Annotated in this window: 18 protein-coding genes; 16 read left to right on the top strand and 2 right to left on the bottom strand. The window is 68.5% G+C overall.

Annotated elements, in window-relative coordinates; genetic code table 11:
* Positions 1 to 15: 15 nt before the first annotated feature.
* The 8 genes from ACEN9J_RS16030 to ACEN9J_RS15995 all read left to right on the top strand — a co-directional run bounded on the left by ACEN9J_RS16030 (position 16) and on the right by ACEN9J_RS15995 (position 8,742).
* The gene (locus ACEN9J_RS16030) at positions 16 to 2,415 is read left to right on the top strand and encodes a 3-hydroxyacyl-CoA dehydrogenase/enoyl-CoA hydratase family protein (protein WP_413761504.1); all 2,400 of its coding nucleotides are present in this window, start codon (positions 16 to 18) and stop codon (positions 2,413 to 2,415) included.
* Between the two features lie 13 nt (positions 2,416 to 2,428).
* Positions 2,429 to 2,914, top strand: coding sequence for an endonuclease domain-containing protein (locus ACEN9J_RS16025; RefSeq protein WP_064262297.1), 486 nt, complete (start codon positions 2,429 to 2,431; stop codon positions 2,912 to 2,914).
* On the top strand, positions 2,911 to 4,107 hold the full coding sequence (locus ACEN9J_RS16020) for an acetyl-CoA C-acyltransferase (RefSeq protein ID WP_413761503.1): 1,197 nt from the start codon (positions 2,911 to 2,913) through the stop codon (positions 4,105 to 4,107). The genes ACEN9J_RS16025 and ACEN9J_RS16020 overlap by 4 nt, the downstream gene beginning before the upstream one ends.
* Before the next feature lie 57 nt (positions 4,108 to 4,164).
* Positions 4,165 to 5,064: an alpha/beta fold hydrolase gene (locus ACEN9J_RS16015; RefSeq protein WP_413761502.1), complete on the top strand. Its 900-nt coding sequence runs from the start codon at positions 4,165 to 4,167 to the stop codon at positions 5,062 to 5,064.
* Positions 5,065 to 5,091: 27 nt separating this feature from the next.
* Complete coding sequence (locus ACEN9J_RS16010) at positions 5,092 to 5,931, top strand: acyl-CoA thioesterase (RefSeq protein ID WP_413761501.1); 840 nt, start codon at positions 5,092 to 5,094, stop codon at positions 5,929 to 5,931.
* A 65-nt stretch (positions 5,932 to 5,996) separates the two neighbouring features.
* A complete protein-coding gene (locus tag ACEN9J_RS16005) occupies positions 5,997 to 6,590 on the top strand; it encodes a 2-hydroxychromene-2-carboxylate isomerase (protein ID WP_057590972.1) in 594 nt (197 codons plus the stop codon).
* 37 nt (positions 6,591 to 6,627) lie between these two features.
* Positions 6,628 to 7,392, top strand: coding sequence for an enoyl-CoA hydratase (locus tag ACEN9J_RS16000; protein ID WP_208509310.1), 765 nt, complete (start codon positions 6,628 to 6,630; stop codon positions 7,390 to 7,392).
* Positions 7,393 to 7,635: 243 nt separating this feature from the next.
* Complete coding sequence (locus tag ACEN9J_RS15995) at positions 7,636 to 8,742, top strand: ABC transporter substrate-binding protein (RefSeq protein ID WP_413764572.1); 1,107 nt, start codon at positions 7,636 to 7,638, stop codon at positions 8,740 to 8,742.
* Positions 8,743 to 8,757: 15 nt separating this feature from the next.
* Here the strand turns inward: ACEN9J_RS15995 and ACEN9J_RS15990 are convergent, their stop codons facing one another.
* Positions 8,758 to 9,186, bottom strand: coding sequence for an acyl-CoA thioesterase (locus ACEN9J_RS15990; protein ID WP_413761500.1), 429 nt, complete (start codon positions 9,184 to 9,186; stop codon positions 8,758 to 8,760).
* Positions 9,187 to 9,227: 41 nt separating this feature from the next.
* Here ACEN9J_RS15990 and ACEN9J_RS15985 point away from each other — a divergent pair, with 41 nt between their 5' ends.
* The gene (locus tag ACEN9J_RS15985) at positions 9,228 to 11,072 is read left to right on the top strand and encodes an ABCB family ABC transporter ATP-binding protein/permease (protein ID WP_057590975.1); all 1,845 of its coding nucleotides are present in this window, start codon (positions 9,228 to 9,230) and stop codon (positions 11,070 to 11,072) included.
* Positions 11,073 to 11,111: 39 nt separating this feature from the next.
* Positions 11,112 to 12,050, top strand: a complete 939-nt coding sequence (locus tag ACEN9J_RS15980) for a 2-hydroxyacid dehydrogenase (protein WP_413761499.1) — start codon at positions 11,112 to 11,114, stop codon at positions 12,048 to 12,050.
* A 6-nt stretch (positions 12,051 to 12,056) separates the two neighbouring features.
* Here the strand turns inward: ACEN9J_RS15980 and ACEN9J_RS15975 are convergent, their stop codons facing one another.
* Complete coding sequence (locus ACEN9J_RS15975; protein ID WP_413761498.1) at positions 12,057 to 13,499, bottom strand: amidase; 1,443 nt, start codon at positions 13,497 to 13,499, stop codon at positions 12,057 to 12,059.
* A 109-nt stretch (positions 13,500 to 13,608) separates the two neighbouring features.
* Here ACEN9J_RS15975 and ACEN9J_RS15970 point away from each other — a divergent pair, with 109 nt between their 5' ends.
* The 6 genes from ACEN9J_RS15970 (at position 13,609) to ACEN9J_RS15945 (ending at position 19,644) form a co-directional block, all read left to right on the top strand.
* Entirely contained in the window at positions 13,609 to 14,595 is a 987-nt protein-coding gene (locus ACEN9J_RS15970) for a LysR substrate-binding domain-containing protein (RefSeq protein ID WP_057590978.1), read from the top strand.
* A gap of 238 nt (positions 14,596 to 14,833) precedes the next feature.
* Complete coding sequence (locus tag ACEN9J_RS15965) at positions 14,834 to 16,288, top strand: aspartate ammonia-lyase (RefSeq protein ID WP_057590979.1); 1,455 nt, start codon at positions 14,834 to 14,836, stop codon at positions 16,286 to 16,288.
* A gap of 168 nt (positions 16,289 to 16,456) precedes the next feature.
* Positions 16,457 to 17,356, top strand: coding sequence for an amino acid ABC transporter substrate-binding protein (locus ACEN9J_RS15960; protein ID WP_057590980.1), 900 nt, complete (start codon positions 16,457 to 16,459; stop codon positions 17,354 to 17,356).
* A gap of 92 nt (positions 17,357 to 17,448) precedes the next feature.
* Positions 17,449 to 18,177, top strand: a complete 729-nt coding sequence (locus tag ACEN9J_RS15955; protein WP_057590981.1) for an amino acid ABC transporter permease — start codon at positions 17,449 to 17,451, stop codon at positions 18,175 to 18,177.
* A 1-nt stretch (position 18,178) separates the two neighbouring features.
* On the top strand, positions 18,179 to 18,868 hold the full coding sequence (locus ACEN9J_RS15950) for an amino acid ABC transporter permease (protein WP_057590982.1): 690 nt from the start codon (positions 18,179 to 18,181) through the stop codon (positions 18,866 to 18,868).
* Positions 18,869 to 18,906: 38 nt separating this feature from the next.
* Positions 18,907 to 19,644, top strand: coding sequence for an amino acid ABC transporter ATP-binding protein (locus tag ACEN9J_RS15945; protein ID WP_057590997.1), 738 nt, complete (start codon positions 18,907 to 18,909; stop codon positions 19,642 to 19,644).
* The last annotated feature ends 42 nt before the right edge of the window (positions 19,645 to 19,686 follow it).

Here is a 19,686-nt window from a genome sequence, read left to right as displayed (position 1 = left end):
CAAGAAATACCAAACATGTCCCGATTTCAAGTGAAGAAGGTCGCCGTGCTCGGCGCCGGCGTGATGGGCGCGCAGATCGCGGCCCACCTCGTCAACGTGCGCGTGCCGGTGGTGCTGTTCGACCTGGCGGCCAAGGAAGGCCCGAAGAACGGCATCGTCACGCGCGCCATCGACAACCTCAAGAAGCTCAAGCCCGCGCCGCTGGGCGACGTGGCCGATGCGGGCCTGATCCAACAGGCCAACTACGACGACAACCTCGACCTGCTCGGCGAGTGCGACCTGGTGATCGAGGCGATCGCCGAGCGCATGGACTGGAAGCTCGATCTCTACAAGAAGATCGCGCCGCACGTCGCCAAGCACGCGATCCTGGCCTCGAACACCTCGGGCCTGTCGATCACCAAGCTCAGCGAGGCATTGCCCGAAGCGCTGAAGCCGCGCTTCTGCGGCATCCACTTCTTCAATCCGCCGCGCTACATGTTCCTGGTGGAGCTGATCAACACGCCCACCACGCAGCCGCAGGTGCTCGACGACCTCGAGGCCTTCGTCACCAGCACGCTCGGCAAGGGCGTGGTGCGCGCGCACGACACGCCCAACTTCATCGCCAACCGCGTCGGCATCGCCGGCATGCTGGCCACGCTCAAGGAAGTCGAGAAGTTCGGCCTCACGCCCGACGTGGTGGACGACCTCACGGGCAAGAAGCTGGGCCGCGCGAGCTCGGGCACCTTCCGCACCGCCGACGTGGTGGGCCTGGACACCATGGCCCACGTGGTGAAGACGTTGCAGGACAACCTGAACGCCGAGACCGATCCCTTCTACGCCAACTTCGCGACGCCGCCGGTGCTCGCCAAGCTGCTGGAACTGAAGAACCTGGGCCAGAAGACCAAGGCCGGTTTCTTCAAGAAGGTGGGCCGCGACATCCTGCGCTTCGACCTCCAGAGCGGCGACTACGTGCCCGCCGGCGCCAAGGCCGACGAGGTCTACGGCCGCATGCTCAAGAAGCCCGCGGGCGAGCGCCTGAAGCTGCTGCGCGAGAGCGAAGGGCCGCAGGGCCAGTTCCTCTGGGCGATCCTGCGCGACGGCTTCCATTACGCCGCCGTGCACCTGGGCGACATCGCCGAGAGCGCGCGCGACATCGACTTCGCGATGCGCTGGGGCTTCGGCATGAAGCAGGGCCCGTTCGAGCTCTGGCAGGAAGCCGGCTGGGCGCAGGTCGCGAAGTGGGTGCAGGAGGACATCGACGCCGGCAAGGCGCTGAGCAGCGCGCCGCTGCCGAAGTGGGTGTTCGAAGGCCCGGTGGCCGAGGCCGGCGGCGTGCACACCCCCGAAGGCTCGTGGAGCGCCTCGCAGAACAAGTTCGTGCCGCAGCGCAAGCTGCCGGTGCACGACCGCCAGCTGTTCCCCGAGAGCGTGCTCGGCGCGAACGCAGCCGATGCCAACACGGCCGGCACCACGATCAGCGACGAAGGCGACGTGCGCGTGTGGACGCTCGATGGCGAGGTGCTGATCGCCAGCATCCATTCGAAGATGCACGCCATCAGCCCCGACGTGGCCGAGGCGCTGGGCGCCGCGGTCGACCTCGCCGAGGCCGAATACAAGGGCCTGGTGATCTGGTCGCCCGACGAGATGTTCTCGGTCGGCGCCGACCTGCAGGCGATGCTGCCGGCCTTCGTGGTCGCGGGCATCGGCGCGGTCGAGGGCGCGGAGGAAGAGCTGCAGAACGTGATGCTCAAGATCCGCTATGCCAACGTGCCGGTGGTTTCGGCCGTGCGCGGCCTGGCGCTGGGCGGCGGCTGCGAACTGGCCGTGTACTCGTCGAAGCGCGTGGCGGCGATGGAAAGCTACATCGGCCTGGTCGAGGTCGGCGTGGGCCTGATCCCCGGCGCCGGCGGCCTGACCTACATCGCGCGCCGCGCGGCCGAGAACGCCTCGGCCTCGACCGGCACCGACCTGCTGCCCTTCCTCACCGAAGGCTTCACGGCCGCGGCGATGGCCAAGGTGGGCACCGGCGCGCTCGATTCGAGGAAGCTCGGCTACCTGCTCGACAGCGACGTGATCGTGCCGAACAAGGACGAGCTGCTCTACGTGGCGCTGCAGCAGGCCAAGGCCATGGCCGACGCCGGCTACCGCCCGCCGCTGCGCCGCACCTTCCGCGTGGCGGGCCGCAGCGGCGCCGCGACGATCAAGGGCCAGCTCGTGAACATGCGCGACGGCGGCTTCATCAGCGCGCACGACTTCCACATCGCGAGCCTGATCGCGAACGTGGTCACCGGCGGCGACGTGGACGCGGGCTCGCTCGTGACCGAGGAATACCTGATGGCGCTGGAACGCAAGGCGTTCTGCTCGCTCATCGTGCACCCCAAGACGCAGGAGCGGATCATGGGGATGCTGAGCACGGGGAAGCCGGTGCGGAATTGATGCCGCGAAGGCCATGAGCGAAAACTTCGACACGTCCGGTCCCCTCTCCCGCTTGCGGGAGAGGGCTAGGGTGAGGGCACGCAGCCTTCGCGCCGAGCCGACCGCTGCCGAGGCGCTGCTCTGGTCTCATTTGCGCGACCGCCGCATGGCGGACCGCAAGTTTCGCCGCCAACGTCCGATCGGGCCCTACTTCGCGGATTTCGTCTGCATCGAGGCGATGCTGGTCATCGAAATCGATGGCGGCCAGCATGCCGATGCGGTTGCGTACGACGAGAGCCGCACGCGTTTCCTTGAAAGCCAGGGCTATCGCGTCCTGCGGTTCTGGAACAACGAAGTGCTGACGCAGACGGACGCGGTGCGCGAGCGCATCCTGCAGGCGCTGCGCGAAGACAGCCCTCACCCCAGCCCTCTCCCGCAAGCGGGAGAGGGAGCAAGACAGGAAGCCACGGTCCCTAAGGACGAGTGCGCAAGACAAGACACCAGGAATCACAAGCCATGAAACAAGTCCAAGACGCCTACATCGTCGCGGCCACCCGCACCCCCATCGGCAAGTCGCACCGCGGCTACTTCCGCAACCACCGTCCCGACGACCTGCTCGCGACCACGCTGAAGGCCGCGCTGGCTGCAGTGCCAGGTCTCGATCCGAAGGCCATCGAGGACATCATCTGCGGCTGCGCGATCCCCGAGGCGCAGCAGGGCCTGAACGTCGCGCGCATCGGCGCGGTGCTCGCGGGCCTGCCGACCAGCGTCGGCGGCATCACGGTCAACCGCTTCTGCGCCTCGGGCCTGTCGGCGGTGCAGATGGCGGCCGACCGCATCCGCGTCGGCGAGGCCGACGTGATGATCGCGGCCGGCGTCGAGAGCATGAGCATGGTGCCGATGATGGGCAACTCGCCCTCGCTGTCGCCCTCCATCTTCGAGCGCGACGGCGACGTGGGCATCGCCTACGGCATGGGCCTGACGGCCGAGAAGGTCGCGCAGCAGTGGAAGGTGAGCCGCCAGGCCCAGGACGAATTCGCGCTGGCCTCGCACCAGAAGGCGCTGGCCGCGCAGAAGGCCGGCAAGTTCGCGGACGAGATCACGCCGATCGAGGTGACCGACCGCGCGCCCGATCTCGAGAGCGGCGAAGCGATCGCGACCACGCGCACCGTGAACCTCGACGAAGGCGCTCGCCCCGACACCTCGATCGAAGGCCTCGCCAGGCTGCGCACCGTGTTCGCCGCGCGCGGCACGGTCACGGCCGGCAACAGCTCGCAGACCTCCGACGGCGCGGGCGCGCTGATCCTGGCCAGCGAGAAGGCGGTCAAGCAGTTCGGCCTGACGCCGCTGGCGCGCTTCGTGAGCTTCGCGAGCAAGGGCGTGCCGCCGCACATCATGGGCATCGGTCCGATCGAGGCGATTCCCGCGGCGCTGCGCTATGCCGGCCTGAGCCAGCAGGACATCGACTGGATCGAGCTCAACGAAGCCTTCGCGGCCCAGTCGCTCGCGGTCATCAACACGCTGGGGCTCGACCCGTCGAAGGTCAACCCGATGGGCGGCGCGATCGCGCTGGGCCATCCGCTGGGCGCCACTGGCGCGATCCGCTCGGCCACGGTGGTGCACGCACTGCAGCGCGAGAAGCTCAAGTACGGCATGGTCACGATGTGCGTGGGCATGGGGCAGGGCGCCGCAGGCATCTTCGAGCGCGTCTGATCGATCACGCACCAGGCAACGCGACGAGTGCCGGTGCAACCAGGAGACAGGACAGTGATGGAACAGACGCAGCAGCAGCTTCCGGTCGACGGTGGCGCGCAGCAACTGGCGGTGCGCCGCTACGAACCCGCGGGCGCGCCGCGCGCCAGCATCGTGATCGGCGGCGCCATGGGCGTGCGCCAGTCCTTCTACGAAGCCTTCGCGCGCTGGCTCGCGGGCCAGGGGCTGCGCGTCTGGACCTTCGACTACCGCGGCTCGGGCGACTCGCGCGGCGCCGCCTCGCTGCGCGGCTTCGAGGCCGACCTGTTCGACTGGGCGCGCGACTACGAGGCGGTCATCGACGCCGCCCGGGCCGCGCTGCCCGCGCAGCCGCTCTACCTGCTGGGCCACAGCCTCGGCGCGCAGCTGCCGGGCTTCCTGCAGCGTCCCGAGCAGGTCGACGGCCTGGTGAGCATCGCGGCCGGCAGCGGCTACTGGCGCGAGAACGCGCCGCGGCTCAAGCGCGGCATCCTCTACTTCTGGTTCGTGCTGGTGCCGCTGGTCACGCGGCTGTGCGGCTACTTCCCGGGTCGCAAGCTCAGGAAGGTGGGCGACCTGCCGCGCGGCGTGATCCTGCAATGGCGGCGCTGGTGCCTGAACCCGCGCTACAGCGTGGGTGCCGAGGGCGAGCTGGCGCAAAGGAGCTACAGCCGCGTGCGCTTCCCGGTGCTCGCGCTGTCGATGACCGACGACGAGCTGATGACGCTGGCCGGCACGCACAGCCTGGTGAGCTTCTACGACCAGGCGCCGCGCGCCATCGAACGCATCGCGCCGGCCGACGTGCAGGCGCGGCGCATCGGCCACTTCGGCTTCTTCCGCGAGCAGTTCAGCCAGAGCCTGTGGCCCGCCACGGTCGACAAGCTGCATCGGCTGGGCGCGTTGACGACCGCGCCCGGCGTCCCGCACACGACTGCCTGAGGCCGCGCGCCGGAGCACACTGCGGCCATGAGCACGAGCACTCCCCACCCCTTCGACAAGGCCATCGCGCTGCAGCACAGCGACCTGCGCGCGGGCCACTTCACCGGCACCACCAGCCCCGACTACTGGAACATGGTCGGTCCCTTCGGCGGCACCACCGCGGCGGTCGCGTTGCAGTCCGTGCTGCAGCATCCGGACCTGCTGGGCACGCCGATCGCGCTGACCGTGAATTACGCGGCCGCGCTCGAGGCCGGTGCCTTCGACGTGCAGGCGACCGCGGTGCGCACCAACCGTTCGACCCAGCACTGGACCGTGCAGATCACGCAGCCCGGCGCGGGCGGCGCGCCGAACATGACGACCACCGCCACCGTGGTGACGGCCGCGCGCCGCGAGACCTGGGGCCGGAGCGACCTCGCCATGCCCGAGGTGCCGAAGCCCGAGGCGGTCGAGCCGATCCGCATCGGCCCGGCTGGCGTGGCCTGGGTGCAGCAGTACGAGATGCGCCCGTTCAGCGGCGGCATTCCCGCGCAGTGGGACGGCAGCCTGCAGCACAGCCAGACCCGCATCTGGGTGCGCGACGCGCAGCCGCGGCCGCTCGACCTGCCCTCGCTCGCGGCCATGAGCGACGTGTTCTATCCACGCATCTGGCTGCGCCGCGCCAAGCACGTGCCGGCCGGCACGGTGTCGATCACCACCTACTTCCACGCCGACGCGGCGCAACTGGCCGAGGTCGGCACCGGCTTCCTGCTCGGGCAGGCGACGGGGCAGCAGTTCTTCAACGGCTTCTTCGACCAGACCGCGCAGCTGTGGAGCGAGGCGGGCGTGCTGCTCGCGACCTCGAACCAGATCGTGTACTACAAGGAATAGCCTCCGGTTTCGCAAGGCCCGCGGCCGCCCGGAGAGAATCCAGCCCACCCAGGAGACAACGCCGCATGACGAAGACCGTCGAGTTCTATTTCGATTTCGGCAGCCCCGCCGCCTACCTCGCCGCGACCCAGCTGCCCCATGTGTGCGCCGACACCGGCGCCGAGCTGGTCTGGAAACCGATGCTGCTGGGCGGCGTGTTCCAGGCCACGGGCAACCACTCGCCGGCCGAGATCGCGCCCAAGGGGTCGTACATGACGACCGACCTGCAGCGCTTCGCGAAGCGCTACGGCGTGCCCTTCGTGCACAACCCGCACTTCCCGATCAACACGCTGCTCTTGATGCGCGGCGCCACCGGCGTGCAGATGGAACAGCCCGCGCGCTTCGCGGCCTATGTCGACGCGATCTACCACGCGATGTGGGTCGAGCCGCGCAACCTCAACGATCCGGCCGAAGTCGGCGCGGTGCTGCAGGCCGCGGGCTTCGACCCGGCCGCGCTGCTCGCGCTCGCGGGCCGGCAGGACGTGAAGGACCGCCTGAAGGCCGTCACGCAGGAGGCCGTGGCGCGCGGCGTGTTCGGCGCGCCCACCATGTTCGTGGGCAGCGACATGTTCTGGGGCCAGGACCGGCTCGACTTCGTGCGCGAGGCGCTGGCCGCCTGATCCCTTCCCTCTTTCTTCTTTCCACAGGACACAAGCCATGAGCGACATCCTCGTCCACGCCGAAGCCGGCGTGATGACCATCACCTTCAACCGCGTCGACAAGAAGAACTCGATCACCAGCGCCATGTATGCCGAGCTGGCCGATGCGCTGGCCAAGGCCGAGGGCGACGCGGCCGTGCGCTGCGTGCTGATCCAGGGCGACCCGACCATCTTCAGCGCCGGCAACGACATCGGCGACTTCCTCAACGCGCCGCCCGCGGGCAAGGACTCGCCGGTGTTCCGCTTCCTGCGCGGCATCGCGACCTTCCCGAAGCCGATCGTCGCGGCTGTCTGCGGCCCGGCCGTGGGCATCGGCACCACGATGCTGTTCCATTGCGATCTGGTCTACGCGGGCGACAACGCGGCCTTCTCGATGCCCTTCGTCAACCTCGGCCTGTGCCCCGAGGCGGCCTCGAGCCTGCTGGTGCCGCAGATGCTCGGCTACCACCGCGCGGCCGAGGCGCTGCTGCTGGGCGAACCCTTCATGGCCGAGGCCGCGCTCGAGGTCGGCCTGGTCAACCGCGTGGTGCCGCCGACCGAGGCCAACGCCATCGCCCAGACCCAGGCGCGCAAGCTCGCGGCCAAGCCGCTGAGCGCGCTGGTCGAGACCAAGCGGCTGCTCAAGAAGGCGCAGCTGCCCGCGGTCATTGAGCGCATGGACGAGGAGGGCGCGAGCTTCGGCCGCATGCTGCGCGAGCCCGCGGCGCGCGAGGCCTTCGGCGCCTTCATGGAGAAGCGCAAGCCGGATTTCTCGAAGCTCTGAGCGCGCTGCGGGTCGGTACCTACAACCTGCGTTCTACGGGCTTTCCACAAGCCGCCGGGGCCCCTTCGGCGGGGTCGCACGCGTACACTGATTCGCGTGCCAGTCCTCCAGTTACACACGCCAGCAGCCCGCACGCAGCGGTCGTTCGATGCTACTGAAAAGGTAGCAATTCGACCGACCCGCAGGCAAGCCCTGGGCCTGCTCGGCGCCACATTGGCGGCGCCCTCGGTGGTGCTCGCGCGCGTGCGGCCGCTGCGCATCGGCGTCATCGGCCCCTGGTCGGGCGCCTACATCGGTGGCGGGCGGCAGTTCGACGCCGGCATGGCGATCTGGCTCGGTGCGCACAACCAGCAGATCGCGGGCCGCCCGGTCGAACTGCTGCGGCGAGACGTGCCCGTGAGCGCACCCGACATGGCGCGCCGGCTCGCGCTCGACCTGGTGGAGAACGAGCGCGTCGACCTGCTGACCGGCCTGCACTTCAGCTCCAACGCCTATGCCGTGGCGGCCGTCGCCACGCAGGCCAAGGTGCCCACGGTGGTCATGAACGCCGCCTCCTCGGGCATCACCGCGCGCTCGCCCTACACGGTGCGCGTGTCCTTCACCATCGCGCAGGTCACGCTGCCGCTGGCGCGCTGGGCGCTCAAGGAGGGGCTGCGCGAGGTCTGCACCGTGACGGCCGACTACGCCTCGGGCGTCGATGCCGAGACCGCCTTCGTCTCGGGCATCACGGCCGGCGGCGGCAATGTCGGCGCGATGCTGCGCGTGCCGCTCGCCACGCAGGACTACACGGCCTACATGCTGCGGCTGCGCGAGCTCAAGCCGCAGGCGGTGTTCTTCTTCCTGCCCTCGGGCCAGATGCCGGCGGGCTTCCTGCGCGCCTGGCGCGACCGCGGCATGGCCGACACGGGCATCCGGCTGCTGTCGACCGGCGAGGCCACCGACGACCACTACCTGCAGAACATCGGCGAGCTGGCCGAGGGGCTGGTCACCAGCCACCACTACTCGTACGCGCACGAGTCGCCCGAGAACCGCCGCTTCGCCGCGGCCTTCGAGACCGAGTACGGCTCGCACCTGCGGCCCGGCTATTTCGCGGTGGCCGCGCACGATGCCTTCGCGGCGCTCGATCTCGCGATGGCCTCGCCGCTGATGCGCGGCGGCGGCAGCCCCGAGAAGCTGATCGACGCCTTCCGCGGCCTCAGGCTCGAGAGCCCGCGCGGCCCGATCGAGATCGACGCCTACACGCGCGACATCGTGCAGACGGTCTACATCCGCCGCACCGAGCGCCGCGACGGGCGCTGGATCAACCGGGAGTTCGAGCGCTTCGAGAAGGTGCGCGATCCGGCGCTGTGAGGCTGCCCGGGCCGATCAGGCCGCCGGCTGCTCGATCGCCCGCGGCCGCCCGCTGTCGTCGATCGCCACGTAGGTGAAGGTGGCCTGCGTCACCTTGATGTACTCGCCCTGCGCCCGGAAGCGCTCGGCGAAGACCTCCACGGTCACGGTGATCGAGGTGCGGCCGATGCGCACCAGCTTCGAATAGAAGGACAGGATGTCGCCGATGCGCACCGGCTGCTTGAAGATGAACTCGTTGACCGCCACCGTGGCCTGGCGCCCCTTGGCGTAGCGCGCCGGGATCACCGAGCCGGCCAGGTCGCACTGGGCCATGACCCAGCCGCCGAAGATGTCGCCGTTGGCATTGCAGTCCGCCGGCATCGGGATCACCTTGAGCACCAGCTCCATGTCGGTGGGCAGGCTCTTCAGGGTGGCGGCGGCGTCGGCAATGGGGGAATCGGACATGGGCAACAATCAGGGCAGAAAAACGACCACGATTGTCCCTCATGCGCCGCGCCGGCGAAGCCGTTTCCACCCCCACCTCCTCCCCACCGCACGCCGGCGGCCATGCGCCCGCGCGCGCCGACCGCTCCGACTGGGCCACGCTGCGGCGCCTCTTTCCCTACCTGTGGGACTACAAGTGGCGCGTGCTGTTCGCGCTGGGCTTCATGGTGGCGGCCAAGGTGGCCAACGTCGGCGTGCCGCTGCTGCTGAAGAACCTGGTCGACGCCATGACGCCCAAGCCCGACATGGCGCAGGCGCTGCTCGTGGTGCCGATCGCGCTGCTGGTGGCCTATGGGCTGCTGCGCTTCAGCACCTCGCTCTTCAACGAGCTGCGCGAGCTGATCTTCGCCAAGGCCACCGAGGGCGCGGCGCGCCGCATCGCGCTCGAGGTGTTCGGCCACCTGCATTCGCTGAGCCTGCGCTTCCACCTCGAGCGCCAGACCGGCGGCATGACGCGCGACATCGAGCGCGGCACGCGCGGCGTGCATTCGCTGATCTCGATGTCGCTCTACAGCATCGTGCCGACCATCATCGAGCTGGTGCTGGTGCTCGCCATCCTCGGCGTGAAATTCGATGCGCTGTTCGTCTGGATCACGCTGGCGGCGCTGGTGCTCTACATCGGCTTCACGGTCACCGTGACCGAGTGGCGCACCCAGTTCCGCAAGACCATGAACGAGCTCGACTCGCTGGCGCAGAGCCGCGCGGTCGATTCGCTCCTGAACTACGAGACCGTCAAGTACTTCAACAACGAGGCCTTCGAGGCGAAGCGCTACGACGCCAGCCTCGACCGCTACCGCAAGGCCGCGATCACCAGCCAGCGCACGCTGAGCATGCTCAACGCGGGCCAGCAGGCGCTGATCGCGATCAGCCTGGTGCTGATGCTGTGGCGCGCCACCTCGGGCGTGGTCGACGGCCGCATGACCCTGGGCGACCTGGTGATGGTCAACGCCTTCATGATCCAGCTCTACATCCCGCTCAACTTCCTGGGCGTGATCTACCGCGAGATCAAGCAGAGCCTGACCGACCTCGACAAGATGTTCGTGCTGATGGAGAAGGAGCGCGAGGTGCGCGACGCGCCCGGCGCGCAGCCGCTGGCCGGCGCCGACGCCACGGTGCGCTTCGAGGACGTGAGCTTCGCCTACGAGGCCGCGCGGCCGATCCTCAAGCACGTGAGCTTCGAGATCCCCGCGGGCAAGACGGTGGCGGTGGTGGGCCCCTCGGGCTCGGGCAAGTCCACGCTGGCGCGGCTGCTCTACCGCTTCTACGACGTGCAGCAGGGCCGCATCACCATCGGCGGCGAGGACATCCGCGCGGTGCAGCAGTCCAGCGTGCGCCGCGCGATCGGCATCGTGCCGCAGGACACGGTGCTGTTCAACGACACGATCGAATACAACATCGCCTACGGTCGCCCGGGCGCCACGCGCGCGGAGGTCGAGGAGGCGGCCCGCGCGGCGCGCATCCACGACTTCATCGCCGCCACGCCGCAGGGCTATGCCACCACGGTGGGCGAGCGCGGCCTGAAGCTGTCGGGCGGCGAGAAGCAGCGCGTGGCGATCGCGCGCACGCTGCTGAAGAACCCGCCGATCGTGATCTTCGACGAGGCCACCTCGGCGCTCGACTCGGCCAACGAGCGCGCGATCCAGGCCGAGCTCAAGAGCGCGGCGCAGGACAAGACCACGCTGGTGATCGCGCACCGCCTGTCGACCGTGGTCGACGCGCACGAGATCCTGGTGCTCGAGGCCGGCGTGATCGTCGAGCGCGGCACCCATGGCGAGCTGCTCGCGAAGCAGGGCCGCTATGCGCAGATGTGGGCTTTGCAGAAGAGCGAGGCGGCGCCCTTGCTCTAGCCCGATCATTCTTTTTTTGACGATTCCAGGAGTTCAGACGTGTCGACCAAGATTCCCCTGCTGGTGCTCAACAGCCTCTCGAGCGCCCACCAGGCCCAGATTGCCGAGGTCTACGACATGACCTATGCCTTCGGCGACGAAGCCCGCGCGGCCGCGATCGCCGCGCGCGGCCATGAATTCCGCGCCGTGCTGACGATCGGCGTGATCGGCATCACGCCGGCCGAGATCGAGGCCATGCCCAAGGTCGAGCTGATCTGCTGCCTGGGCGCGGGCTTCGAGGGCGTGCCGCTCGAGGTGACCCGCGCGCGCGGCATCGTCACCGCCAACGGCGCCGGCACCAACGACGACTGCGTGGCCGACCATGCCTTCGGCCTGCTGATCGCCATCGTGCGCGGCTTCCGCACCCTCGACCGCCAGTGCCGCGAAGGCGTGTGGCGCGAGTCGATCCCGCAGCCGCCGAACGTGTCGGGCAAGAAGCTCGGCATTCTCGGCCTGGGCACCATCGGCCAGAAGATCGCCAAGCGCGCGGCGGGCTTCGACATGGAGATCGGCTATCACAACCGTTCGCTGCGCGAGGGCTCGCCGCACCGCTACTTCGGCGACCTGAAGTCGCTGGCCGCCTGGGCCGACGTGCTGATGCTGGCCGCGCCCGGCGGCGCCGCCACGCGCCACCTGGTGAATGCCGAGGTGCTCGACGCGATCGGCCCCCGGGGCTACCTGGTGAACATCGGCCGCGGCAGCGTGGTCGACACCGAGGCGCTGGCCGCGGCGCTGCGCGAGAACCGCATCGCGGGAGCGGCGCTCGACGTCTACGAGAGCGAGCCGAAGCCGCCGCAACAGCTGATCGGCCTCGACAACGTGCTGCTGACGCCGCACCTGGCGGGCTGGTCGCCCGAGGCGACGCAGAAGTCGGTGGACCATTTCATCGCGAATGCCGAGGGGCACTTCGAGGGACGCGGCGTGCTCACGCCGGTCTGAGCGAACTCAGCCCAGCACGGGCGGCTTGCGGTCGCCCCACCCGCAGGCCTCGTCGTACGCATGCCCGAGCCGCAGCACCTCGAGGTCCGCATGGATCGGCCCCGCGAGCTGCAGCCCCATCGGCAGGCCCGCCTCGCCGAAGCCCGCGCGCACGTTGAGCGTGGGCAGTCCCGCCAGCGTGAACGGCGTGACGATCTCCATCCAGCGGTGGTAGGTGTCGCTCGGCACGCCGGCCACCTGCGCGGGCCAGTGCAGCTCGGCGTCGAAGGGGAAGACCTGCGCGGTCGGCGCCAGCACGAAGTCGAAGCGCTCGAACAGCGCGAGGAAGGCGCGGTAGACGTTCGAGCGCCACACCGAGGCCTGGAACAGCGAGGCGGCATCGAGGTGCCGGCTCTGTTCGATCTCCCAGCGCGCCTCGGGCTTGAGCTGCTCGACCAGCGCGGGCGTGTTCATGTAGGCACCGAGCTTGCCGCCCACCAGCAGCTGGCGCAGCCGCAGCCAGGCGCTCCAGTTGTGGGCGCGCGGCACGTCGAGGGTGCAGGGCTCGACCTCGCAGCCCAGCGCGCGGAAGGTGGCGAGCGCCTGCTCGCCGAGCGCGAGCACGCCGGGCTCGAGCGGCAGGTCGCTCCAGATGCTGCCGAGCCAGCCGATGCGCAGGCCGCGCACCTCGCCCTCGATCCGCAAGTCGTCGGGCGCGGGCAGGGCGTGCGGCGAGGACAGCGGCACGCGGCCGTCGAAGCCGGCCTGCACCGAGAGCAGCCGCGCGGTGTCCTCCACCGTGCGCGCCATCGGGCCTTCGCAACCGAGCTGCTGGAAGAACAGCTCCTCGTCGGGGTCGTCGGGCACGCGCCCGCGCGAGGGCCGCATGCCGATCACGTTGTTGAAGGCGGCCGGGTTGCGCAGCGAACCCATCATGTCGCTGCCGTCGGCCACCGGCAGCATGCCGAGCGCCAGGGCCACGGCCGCGCCACCGCTGCTGCCACCCGCGCTGCGCTCGGGCGCGTAGGCGTTGCGCGTGGTGCCGAACACCGTGTTGTAGGTGTGGGAGCCGAGGCCGAACTCGGGCGTGTTGGTCTTGCCGATGACGACCGCGCCGGCCGCGCGCATGCGCGCCACGTGCAGGCTGTCGGTGCGCGCGGGCGTGCGCGGCGGCAAGGGCGAGCCCTTCGAGGTCGGCAGGCCGGCCGCGTGGCTCAGGTCCTTCACCGCGAGCGGGAAGCCGTGCATCCAGCCGCGGCGCTCGCCGCGCGCCAGCTCGGCGTCGCGCTGGTCGGCCTCGGCCAGCAGCGCGCCGGGGTCCCGCAGCGAGACGATCGCGTTGAAGCGCGGGTTCAGGGCGTCGATGCGCGCCAGCGTGGCTCGCATGAGCTCGCGGCACGAGAGGCCGCGATCGGCGATGCGGCGGGAAAGCTCGGTGGCGCTGAGGTCGAGGAAGTCGTCGGTGGGCATGGCGTGGAGGGAGGAAAGGGCGAGCCGCCAGTATGTGGCAGTCGGGCGCGGGTTGTCCCCGAGCGCCGCCGGCCGCGGCTTCGCGCGCGGCGGCAGATAATCGCCCGCCATGGAAACCAAGTGGCTCGAAGACTTCATCAGCCTGGCCGAAACGCGCAGCTTCAGCCGCTCCGCCCAGTTGCGGCACGTGACCCAGCCGGCGTTCTCGCGCCGCATCCAGGCGCTGGAGGGCTGGGCCGGCACCGACCTCGTCGACCGCAGCTCCTATCCCACGCGGCTCACGCCCGCGGGCCAGACGCTCTACAGCCAGGCCATCGAGATGCTGCAGGCGCTGCAGAGCACGCGCGCCATGCTGCGCGGCCATTCGGCCGCCGGACAGGACGTGATCGAGTTCGCCGTGCCGCACACGCTGGCCTTCACCTTCTTCCCCTCGTGGGTCACCAGCCTGCGCGAGCACTTCGGCCCGATCAAGAGCCGGCTGATCGCGCTCAACGTGCACGACGCCGTGCTGCGGCTGGTCGAGGGCAGCTGCGACCTGCTGATCGCCTACCACCATCCCTCGCAGCCGCTGCAGCTCGACGCCAACAAGTACGAGATGGTGAGCCTGGGCGAGGAGACCGTCGCGCCCTGGGTCAAGGCCGACGCCGAGGGCGCGCCGCGCTACCGGCTGCCGGGCCGCGCCGGCCAGCCGCTGCCCTACCTGGGCTATGCGCCGGGCGCCTACCTGGGCCGCGTGGTCGACCAGCTGCTCAAGGAATCGGGCACCGCGATCCACCTCGACCGGGTGTACGAGACCGACATGGCCGAGGGCCTGAAGGTGATGGCGCTCGAAGGCCACGGCATCGCCTTCCTGCCCCAGAGCGCGGTGCGCAAGGAGGTGCGCATGCGCAAGCTGGTGAGTGCGCTGCCGCCCGAGATCGACCGGCTCGAGGCCACGATGGAGATCCGCGCCTACCGCGAGCGCCCGCAGGCGCCGCTGCAGCCGCGCACGGGCGGCCGGGCCGCCGCCAAGTCCGCCGGGCTCGAGTCGCTGCAGCCCAAGAGCTCGGCCGACGCGCTGTGGTCGTACCTCGTCGGGACCCAGCCGCCGCGCTGATTCCGGGAACCCGTAGGGGGAGCGCCGCTGGTCGGGCCGGGCGTTTGGGTATAGCCTTTGGCAACGGGTTTGTGCACTGCACAATCTATAAAAGTCAGGCATAAGTGTTCCCGTAAACAGCATTGGCGTCCGTGCCATGACGCCCCTACAGTCCGGGCAGTTTTTCGGCCGCGGGTCGAACGACCGCAAATCCATGGCACGCGTTCTCGCGTGCTTTTTTTCAGCCGAGAGGTGGGATATGGGCTCCAACTTCAGAACCGAACACGACTTCCTCGGCGAGAAGCAGATTCCCGTTGCCGCCTACTGGGGCGTGCACACGGCCCGGGCGGTCGAGAACTTCGCGATCTCCGGCACCCGCGTGTCGGCCATGCCCGACCTGGTGCGCGCGCTGGCCTTCGTGAAGAAGGCCGCCACGCGCGCCAATGCCGACCTCGGCGCGATCGACCGCGACCGCGCGGCCGCGATCATCCTGGCCTGCGACGACCTGATCGAGGGCAAGCTGCTCGACGAGTTCGTGGTCGACGTGATCCAGGGCGGCGCCGGCACCTCGACCAACATGAACGCCAACGAGGTCATCTGCAACCTCGCGCTCGAGAAGCTGGGCCACGAGAAGGCACGCTACGACGTGCTGCACCCCAACGACCACGTCAACGCCTCGCAGAGCACCAACGACGTCTACCCGACGGCCGTGCGGCTGGCGCTGTGGTTCGCGATCGGCAAGCTGCTCGAGGCCATGGCGGCGCTGCGCCGCAGCTTCGAGGCCAAGGCGCTCGAGTTCAAGGACGTGCTGAAGATCGGCCGCACCCAGCTGCAGGACGCGGTGCCGATGACCCTGGGCCAGGAGTTCCTGACCTACGCCATCATGATCGGCGAGGACGAGGCCCGCCTGGGCGAGGCGCGCGCGCTGATCGAGGAGATCAACCTCGGTGCCACCGCCATCGGCACCGGCATCAACGCGCCGCACGGCTATGCCAACCTGGCCTGCCAGTACCTGGCCGAGCAGACCGGCGTGCCGCTCAAGCAGGCCGCCAACCTGATCGAGGCCACGCAGGACACCGGCGCCTTCGTGCAGCTGTCGGGCGTGCTCAAGCGCGTGGCCACCAAGCTCAGCAAGACCTGCAACGACCTGCGCCTGCTCTCGAGCGGCCCGCAGGCCGGCTTCGGCGAGATCCGGCTGCCCGCGCGGCAGGCCGGCTCGTCGATCATGCCGGGCAAGGTCAACCCGGTGATCCCGGAGGTGATGAACCAGGTGGCCTTCGAGGTGATCGGCAACGACATCACCGTGACCCTGGCGTCCGAAGCCGGCCAGCTGCAGCTCAACGCCTTCGAGCCGATCATGGGCTGGAGCCTGTTCAAGAGCATCAAGCACCTGGGCAACGCCTGCAGGACGCTGCAGCTGAACTGCGTCGACGGCATCGAGGCCAACCGCGAGTTCCTGGCGAAGCGGGTGCGCGAGTCGGTCACGCTGGTCACCGCGCTCAATCCGCTGATCGGCTACGAGAAGGCCGCGCTGATCGCCAAGACCGCGCTGGCCACGGGCGGGCCGATCGACCTGGTCGCCGAGTCGCTGGGCATCATGACGCGCGCCGAGATGGATGCGCTGCTGGTGCCCGAGAACCTGACCCAGCCCGTGCGCCTGTCCGTGCCGGTGCCGCCGGCCGCGGAACCGTCGGGCACAAAGGCTGCTTTGTGAAAGCCCGACAATGCCGAATCCCGTGTCCGCACCAGTGCAGCGCCTTATGCGCCCGCCCGGTGCGTGGCTCGGGGAAAATGCACCGGGTTGGTCCGGGTATTCCCCCGAGACATCATGTCTAGAATTTCGTTGTATCTCTCATTTCCGTCACCCTCAGGAGTTTTCCGTATGAAAAAGCAAGTACTGGCATTGGCAATCGCGGCGCTCGCCGCCGGCGGCGCGATGGCGCAGGCCAATGACACGCTGGCCAAGATCAAGGCATCGGGCGTCATCACCGAAGGTGTGCGCGAATCCTCGGGTCTGTCGTACACGCTGGGCAACGGCCAGTACACCGGCTTCCACTACGACGTCTGCGCCAACATCATCAAGGACCTCGAGAAGGCCGCCGGCAAGAAGCTCGAAGTCAAGTACCAGCCCGTGACCTCGCAGAACCGCATCCCGCTGGTGCAGAACGGCACCGTCGACATCGAGTGCGGCTCCACCACCAACAACGCCACGCGCCAGAAGGACGTGGCCTTCGGCGTGACCACCTACGTCGAGGAAACCAAGATCGTCGTGAAGGCGAACTCGGGCATCAACTCGCTGGCCGACCTGAAGGACAAGACCGTCGCCACGACCACCGGCACCACGCCGCTGCAGACCGTGCGCAAGCAGAAGCGCGCCGAGAATCTGACCTTCAAGGAGGTCTACGGCAAGGACCACTCCGACAGCTTCCTGCTGCTCGAGACCGGCCGTGCCGACGCCTTCGTGATGGACGGCTCGATCCTGGCCGCGCTGGCCGCCAAGTCGAAGTCGCCGAAGGACTACAAGATCCTGCCGGACGTGCTGGCCGTCGAGCCCATCGCCATCATGATCCGCAAGGACGACCCCGCCTTCAAGAAGGCCGTGGACGACAGCATCAAGGCCCAGGCCAAGTCGGGCGAGCTCGCCAAGCTCTACGACAAGTGGTTCCTGAAGCCGATCCCCCCGGCGAACGTCACCATCAACCTGCCGCTGGGCGAAGCCACCAAGAACGCGTGGGCCAACCCGAACGACAAGCCTGCTGAAGAGTACGTCACCAAGGAATAAGCGTCGCGTCGCTGCGTGAATGACGCCCACCTTTCGCGGTGGGCGTTTCTTTTCAGGGACTGATTTTCGGAAGAAGGCGAAGGAGTAAGAAAATGGGCAACTGGGATTGGCAGGTCTTCCTGCAGGACCCCGGGGGGGAATATCCGACCTACCTGCAATGGATGCTGTCGGCCTGGGGCTGGACGGTGTCCGTGGCACTGTTGGCGTTGATCGTCGCGTTGGTGTTGGGCTCGCTGGTCGGCATCGTCCGCACCTTGCCCGACAACCCGTGGCTGGTGCGCCTGGGCAATGCCTGGGTCGAGCTGTTTCGCAACATTCCGCTGCTGGTGCAGATCTTCCTCTGGTACCACGTCATCCCGGCGCTGATTCCGGTCATGAAGGGCGTGCCCAGCTTCATCCTGGTGGTGCTGGCGCTGGGCTTCTTCACCTCGGCGCGTATCGCCGAGCAGGTGCGCTCGGGCATCCAGGCGCTGCCCAAGGGCCAGCGCTACGCGGGCATGGCGGTGGGCTTCACCACGACGCAGTACTACCGCTACGTGATCCTGCCGATGGCCTACCGCATCATCATCCCGCCGCTCACGAGCGAGACGATGAACATCTTCAAGAACTCGTCCGTCGCGTTCGCCGTGTCGGTCACCGAACTCACCATGTTCGCCATGCAGGCGCAGGAAGAAACCTCGCGCGGCATCGAGGTCTACCTCGCGGTGACGGCGTGCTACGTGGTGTCGGCCCTGGCCATCAACCGGCTCATGGCATTCATCGAGAAGAAGACCCGCGTGCCGGGCTTCATCGTCTCGGCCAGCGGCGGCGGAGGACACTGACATGATGAATCTCGACCTGTCCTTCTACAACTGGGACGTCATCAGCAACTTCGTCATCAAGGGCTTCTACTTCAGCATCATGCTGACGGTGGTGGCCACGATCGGCGGCGTGATCTTCGGCACGATCCTCGCGCTCATGCGCCTGTCGGGCAAGAAGTGGCTCGATGCGCCCGCGGCGCTCTACGTCAACGGCATGCGCAGCATCCCGCTGGTGATGGTGATCCTGTGGTTCTTCCTGCTGGTGCCGGCCTCGTTCTATTCGCTGTTCGGCTCGGTGGGTTCCAACTACCGCTCCGAGATCTCGGCCGTGATCACCTTCGTCGCGTTCGAGGCCGCCTACTTCAGCGAGATCATGCGCGCGGGCATCCAGTCGATCCCGCGCGGCCAGGTGAACGCGGGCCAGGCGGTGGGCATGACCTACGGCCAGAACATGCGCCTCGTGGTGCTGCCGCAGGCCTTCCGCAACATGCTGCCGGTGCTGCTCACGCAGACCATCATCCTGTTCCAGGACACCTCGCTGGTCTACGCCATCGGCGCCTACGACATGCTCAAGGGCTTCGAGACCGCGGGCAAGAACTTCGGCCGCCCGATCGAGGCCTACCTGCTCGCCGCGGTCGTGTACTTCGTCATGTGCTATGCGCTGTCGTACCTGGTGAAGCGCCTGCACAAGAAAATCGCCATCATCCGCTGACAGAGCACTGAACCGGAGAGAAAGAAATGTCCGAAAAAATGATCGAAATCAAGAACGTCTCCAAGTGGTACGGCCCCGTGCAGGTGCTCAACGACTGCTCGGTCAGCATCGCCAAGGGCGACGTTGTCGTGGTCTGCGGTCCCTCGGGCTCGGGCAAGTCCACGCTCATCAAGACCGTGAACGCGCTCGAACCCTTCCAGAAGGGCGAGATCACCGTCAACGGCATCCCGCTGCACGACCCCAAGACCAACCTGCCGAAGCTGCGCTCCAAGGTAGGCATGGTGTTCCAGCACTTCGAGCTGTTCCCGCACCTGTCGGTGACCGAGAACCTCACGATCGCGCAGATCAAGGTGCTGGGCCGCACGCCCGACGAGGCCAAGACCCGCGGCCTCAAGATGCTCGACCGCGTGGGCCTGATGGCGCACAAGGACAAGTTCCCGGGTCAGCTGTCGGGCGGCCAGCAGCAGCGCGTGGCGATCGCCCGCGCGCTGAGCATGGACCCGATCGTGATGCTGTTCGACGAACCCACCTCGGCTCTCGACCCCGAGATGGTCGGCGAAGTGCTCGACGTGATGGTGAGCCTGGCCAAGGAAGGCATGACCATGATGGTGGTCACGCACGAAATGGGCTTCGCCCGCAAGGTCGCGAGCCGCGTGATCTTCATCGACGTCGGCGGCCGCATCCTCGAGGACTGCACGAAGGACGAGTTCTTCGGCCAGCCCGAGAACCGCCAGCCGCGCACCAAGGACTTCCTCAACAAGATCCTGCAGCACTGAGCGCTGCGCCTTGCGACGAACGACGAGGGCCATGCCGGCGAC

The organism is Variovorax sp. Varisp41 (genome assembly GCF_047325085.1).
GTDB lineage: Bacteria > Pseudomonadota > Gammaproteobacteria > Burkholderiales > Burkholderiaceae_C > Variovorax.
The sequence above is the reverse complement of the archived record's forward strand: the minus strand, read 5'-3'. Positions and strand labels throughout refer to the sequence as shown.

Coding starts and splice junctions, on each gene's coding strand:
- ACEN9J_RS16030 (WP_413761504.1), top strand. CDS start 16: ATGTCCCGATTTCAAGTGAAGAAGGTCGCCGTGCTCGGCGCCGGCGTG.
- ACEN9J_RS16025 (WP_064262297.1), top strand. CDS start 2,429: ATGAGCGAAAACTTCGACACGTCCGGTCCCCTCTCCCGCTTGCGGGAG.
- ACEN9J_RS16020 (WP_413761503.1), top strand. CDS start 2,911: ATGAAACAAGTCCAAGACGCCTACATCGTCGCGGCCACCCGCACCCCC.
- ACEN9J_RS16015 (WP_413761502.1), top strand. CDS start 4,165: ATGGAACAGACGCAGCAGCAGCTTCCGGTCGACGGTGGCGCGCAGCAA.
- ACEN9J_RS16010 (WP_413761501.1), top strand. CDS start 5,092: ATGAGCACGAGCACTCCCCACCCCTTCGACAAGGCCATCGCGCTGCAG.
- ACEN9J_RS16005 (WP_057590972.1), top strand. CDS start 5,997: ATGACGAAGACCGTCGAGTTCTATTTCGATTTCGGCAGCCCCGCCGCC.
- ACEN9J_RS16000 (WP_208509310.1), top strand. CDS start 6,628: ATGAGCGACATCCTCGTCCACGCCGAAGCCGGCGTGATGACCATCACC.
- ACEN9J_RS15990 (WP_413761500.1), bottom strand. CDS start 9,186: ATGTCCGATTCCCCCATTGCCGACGCCGCCGCCACCCTGAAGAGCCTG.
- ACEN9J_RS15985 (WP_057590975.1), top strand. CDS start 9,228: ATGCGCCGCGCCGGCGAAGCCGTTTCCACCCCCACCTCCTCCCCACCG.
- ACEN9J_RS15975 (WP_413761498.1), bottom strand. CDS start 13,499: ATGCCCACCGACGACTTCCTCGACCTCAGCGCCACCGAGCTTTCCCGC.
- ACEN9J_RS15970 (WP_057590978.1), top strand. CDS start 13,609: ATGGAAACCAAGTGGCTCGAAGACTTCATCAGCCTGGCCGAAACGCGC.
- ACEN9J_RS15965 (WP_057590979.1), top strand. CDS start 14,834: ATGGGCTCCAACTTCAGAACCGAACACGACTTCCTCGGCGAGAAGCAG.
- ACEN9J_RS15960 (WP_057590980.1), top strand. CDS start 16,457: ATGAAAAAGCAAGTACTGGCATTGGCAATCGCGGCGCTCGCCGCCGGC.
- ACEN9J_RS15955 (WP_057590981.1), top strand. CDS start 17,449: ATGGGCAACTGGGATTGGCAGGTCTTCCTGCAGGACCCCGGGGGGGAA.
- ACEN9J_RS15950 (WP_057590982.1), top strand. CDS start 18,179: ATGATGAATCTCGACCTGTCCTTCTACAACTGGGACGTCATCAGCAAC.
- ACEN9J_RS15945 (WP_057590997.1), top strand. CDS start 18,907: ATGATCGAAATCAAGAACGTCTCCAAGTGGTACGGCCCCGTGCAGGTG.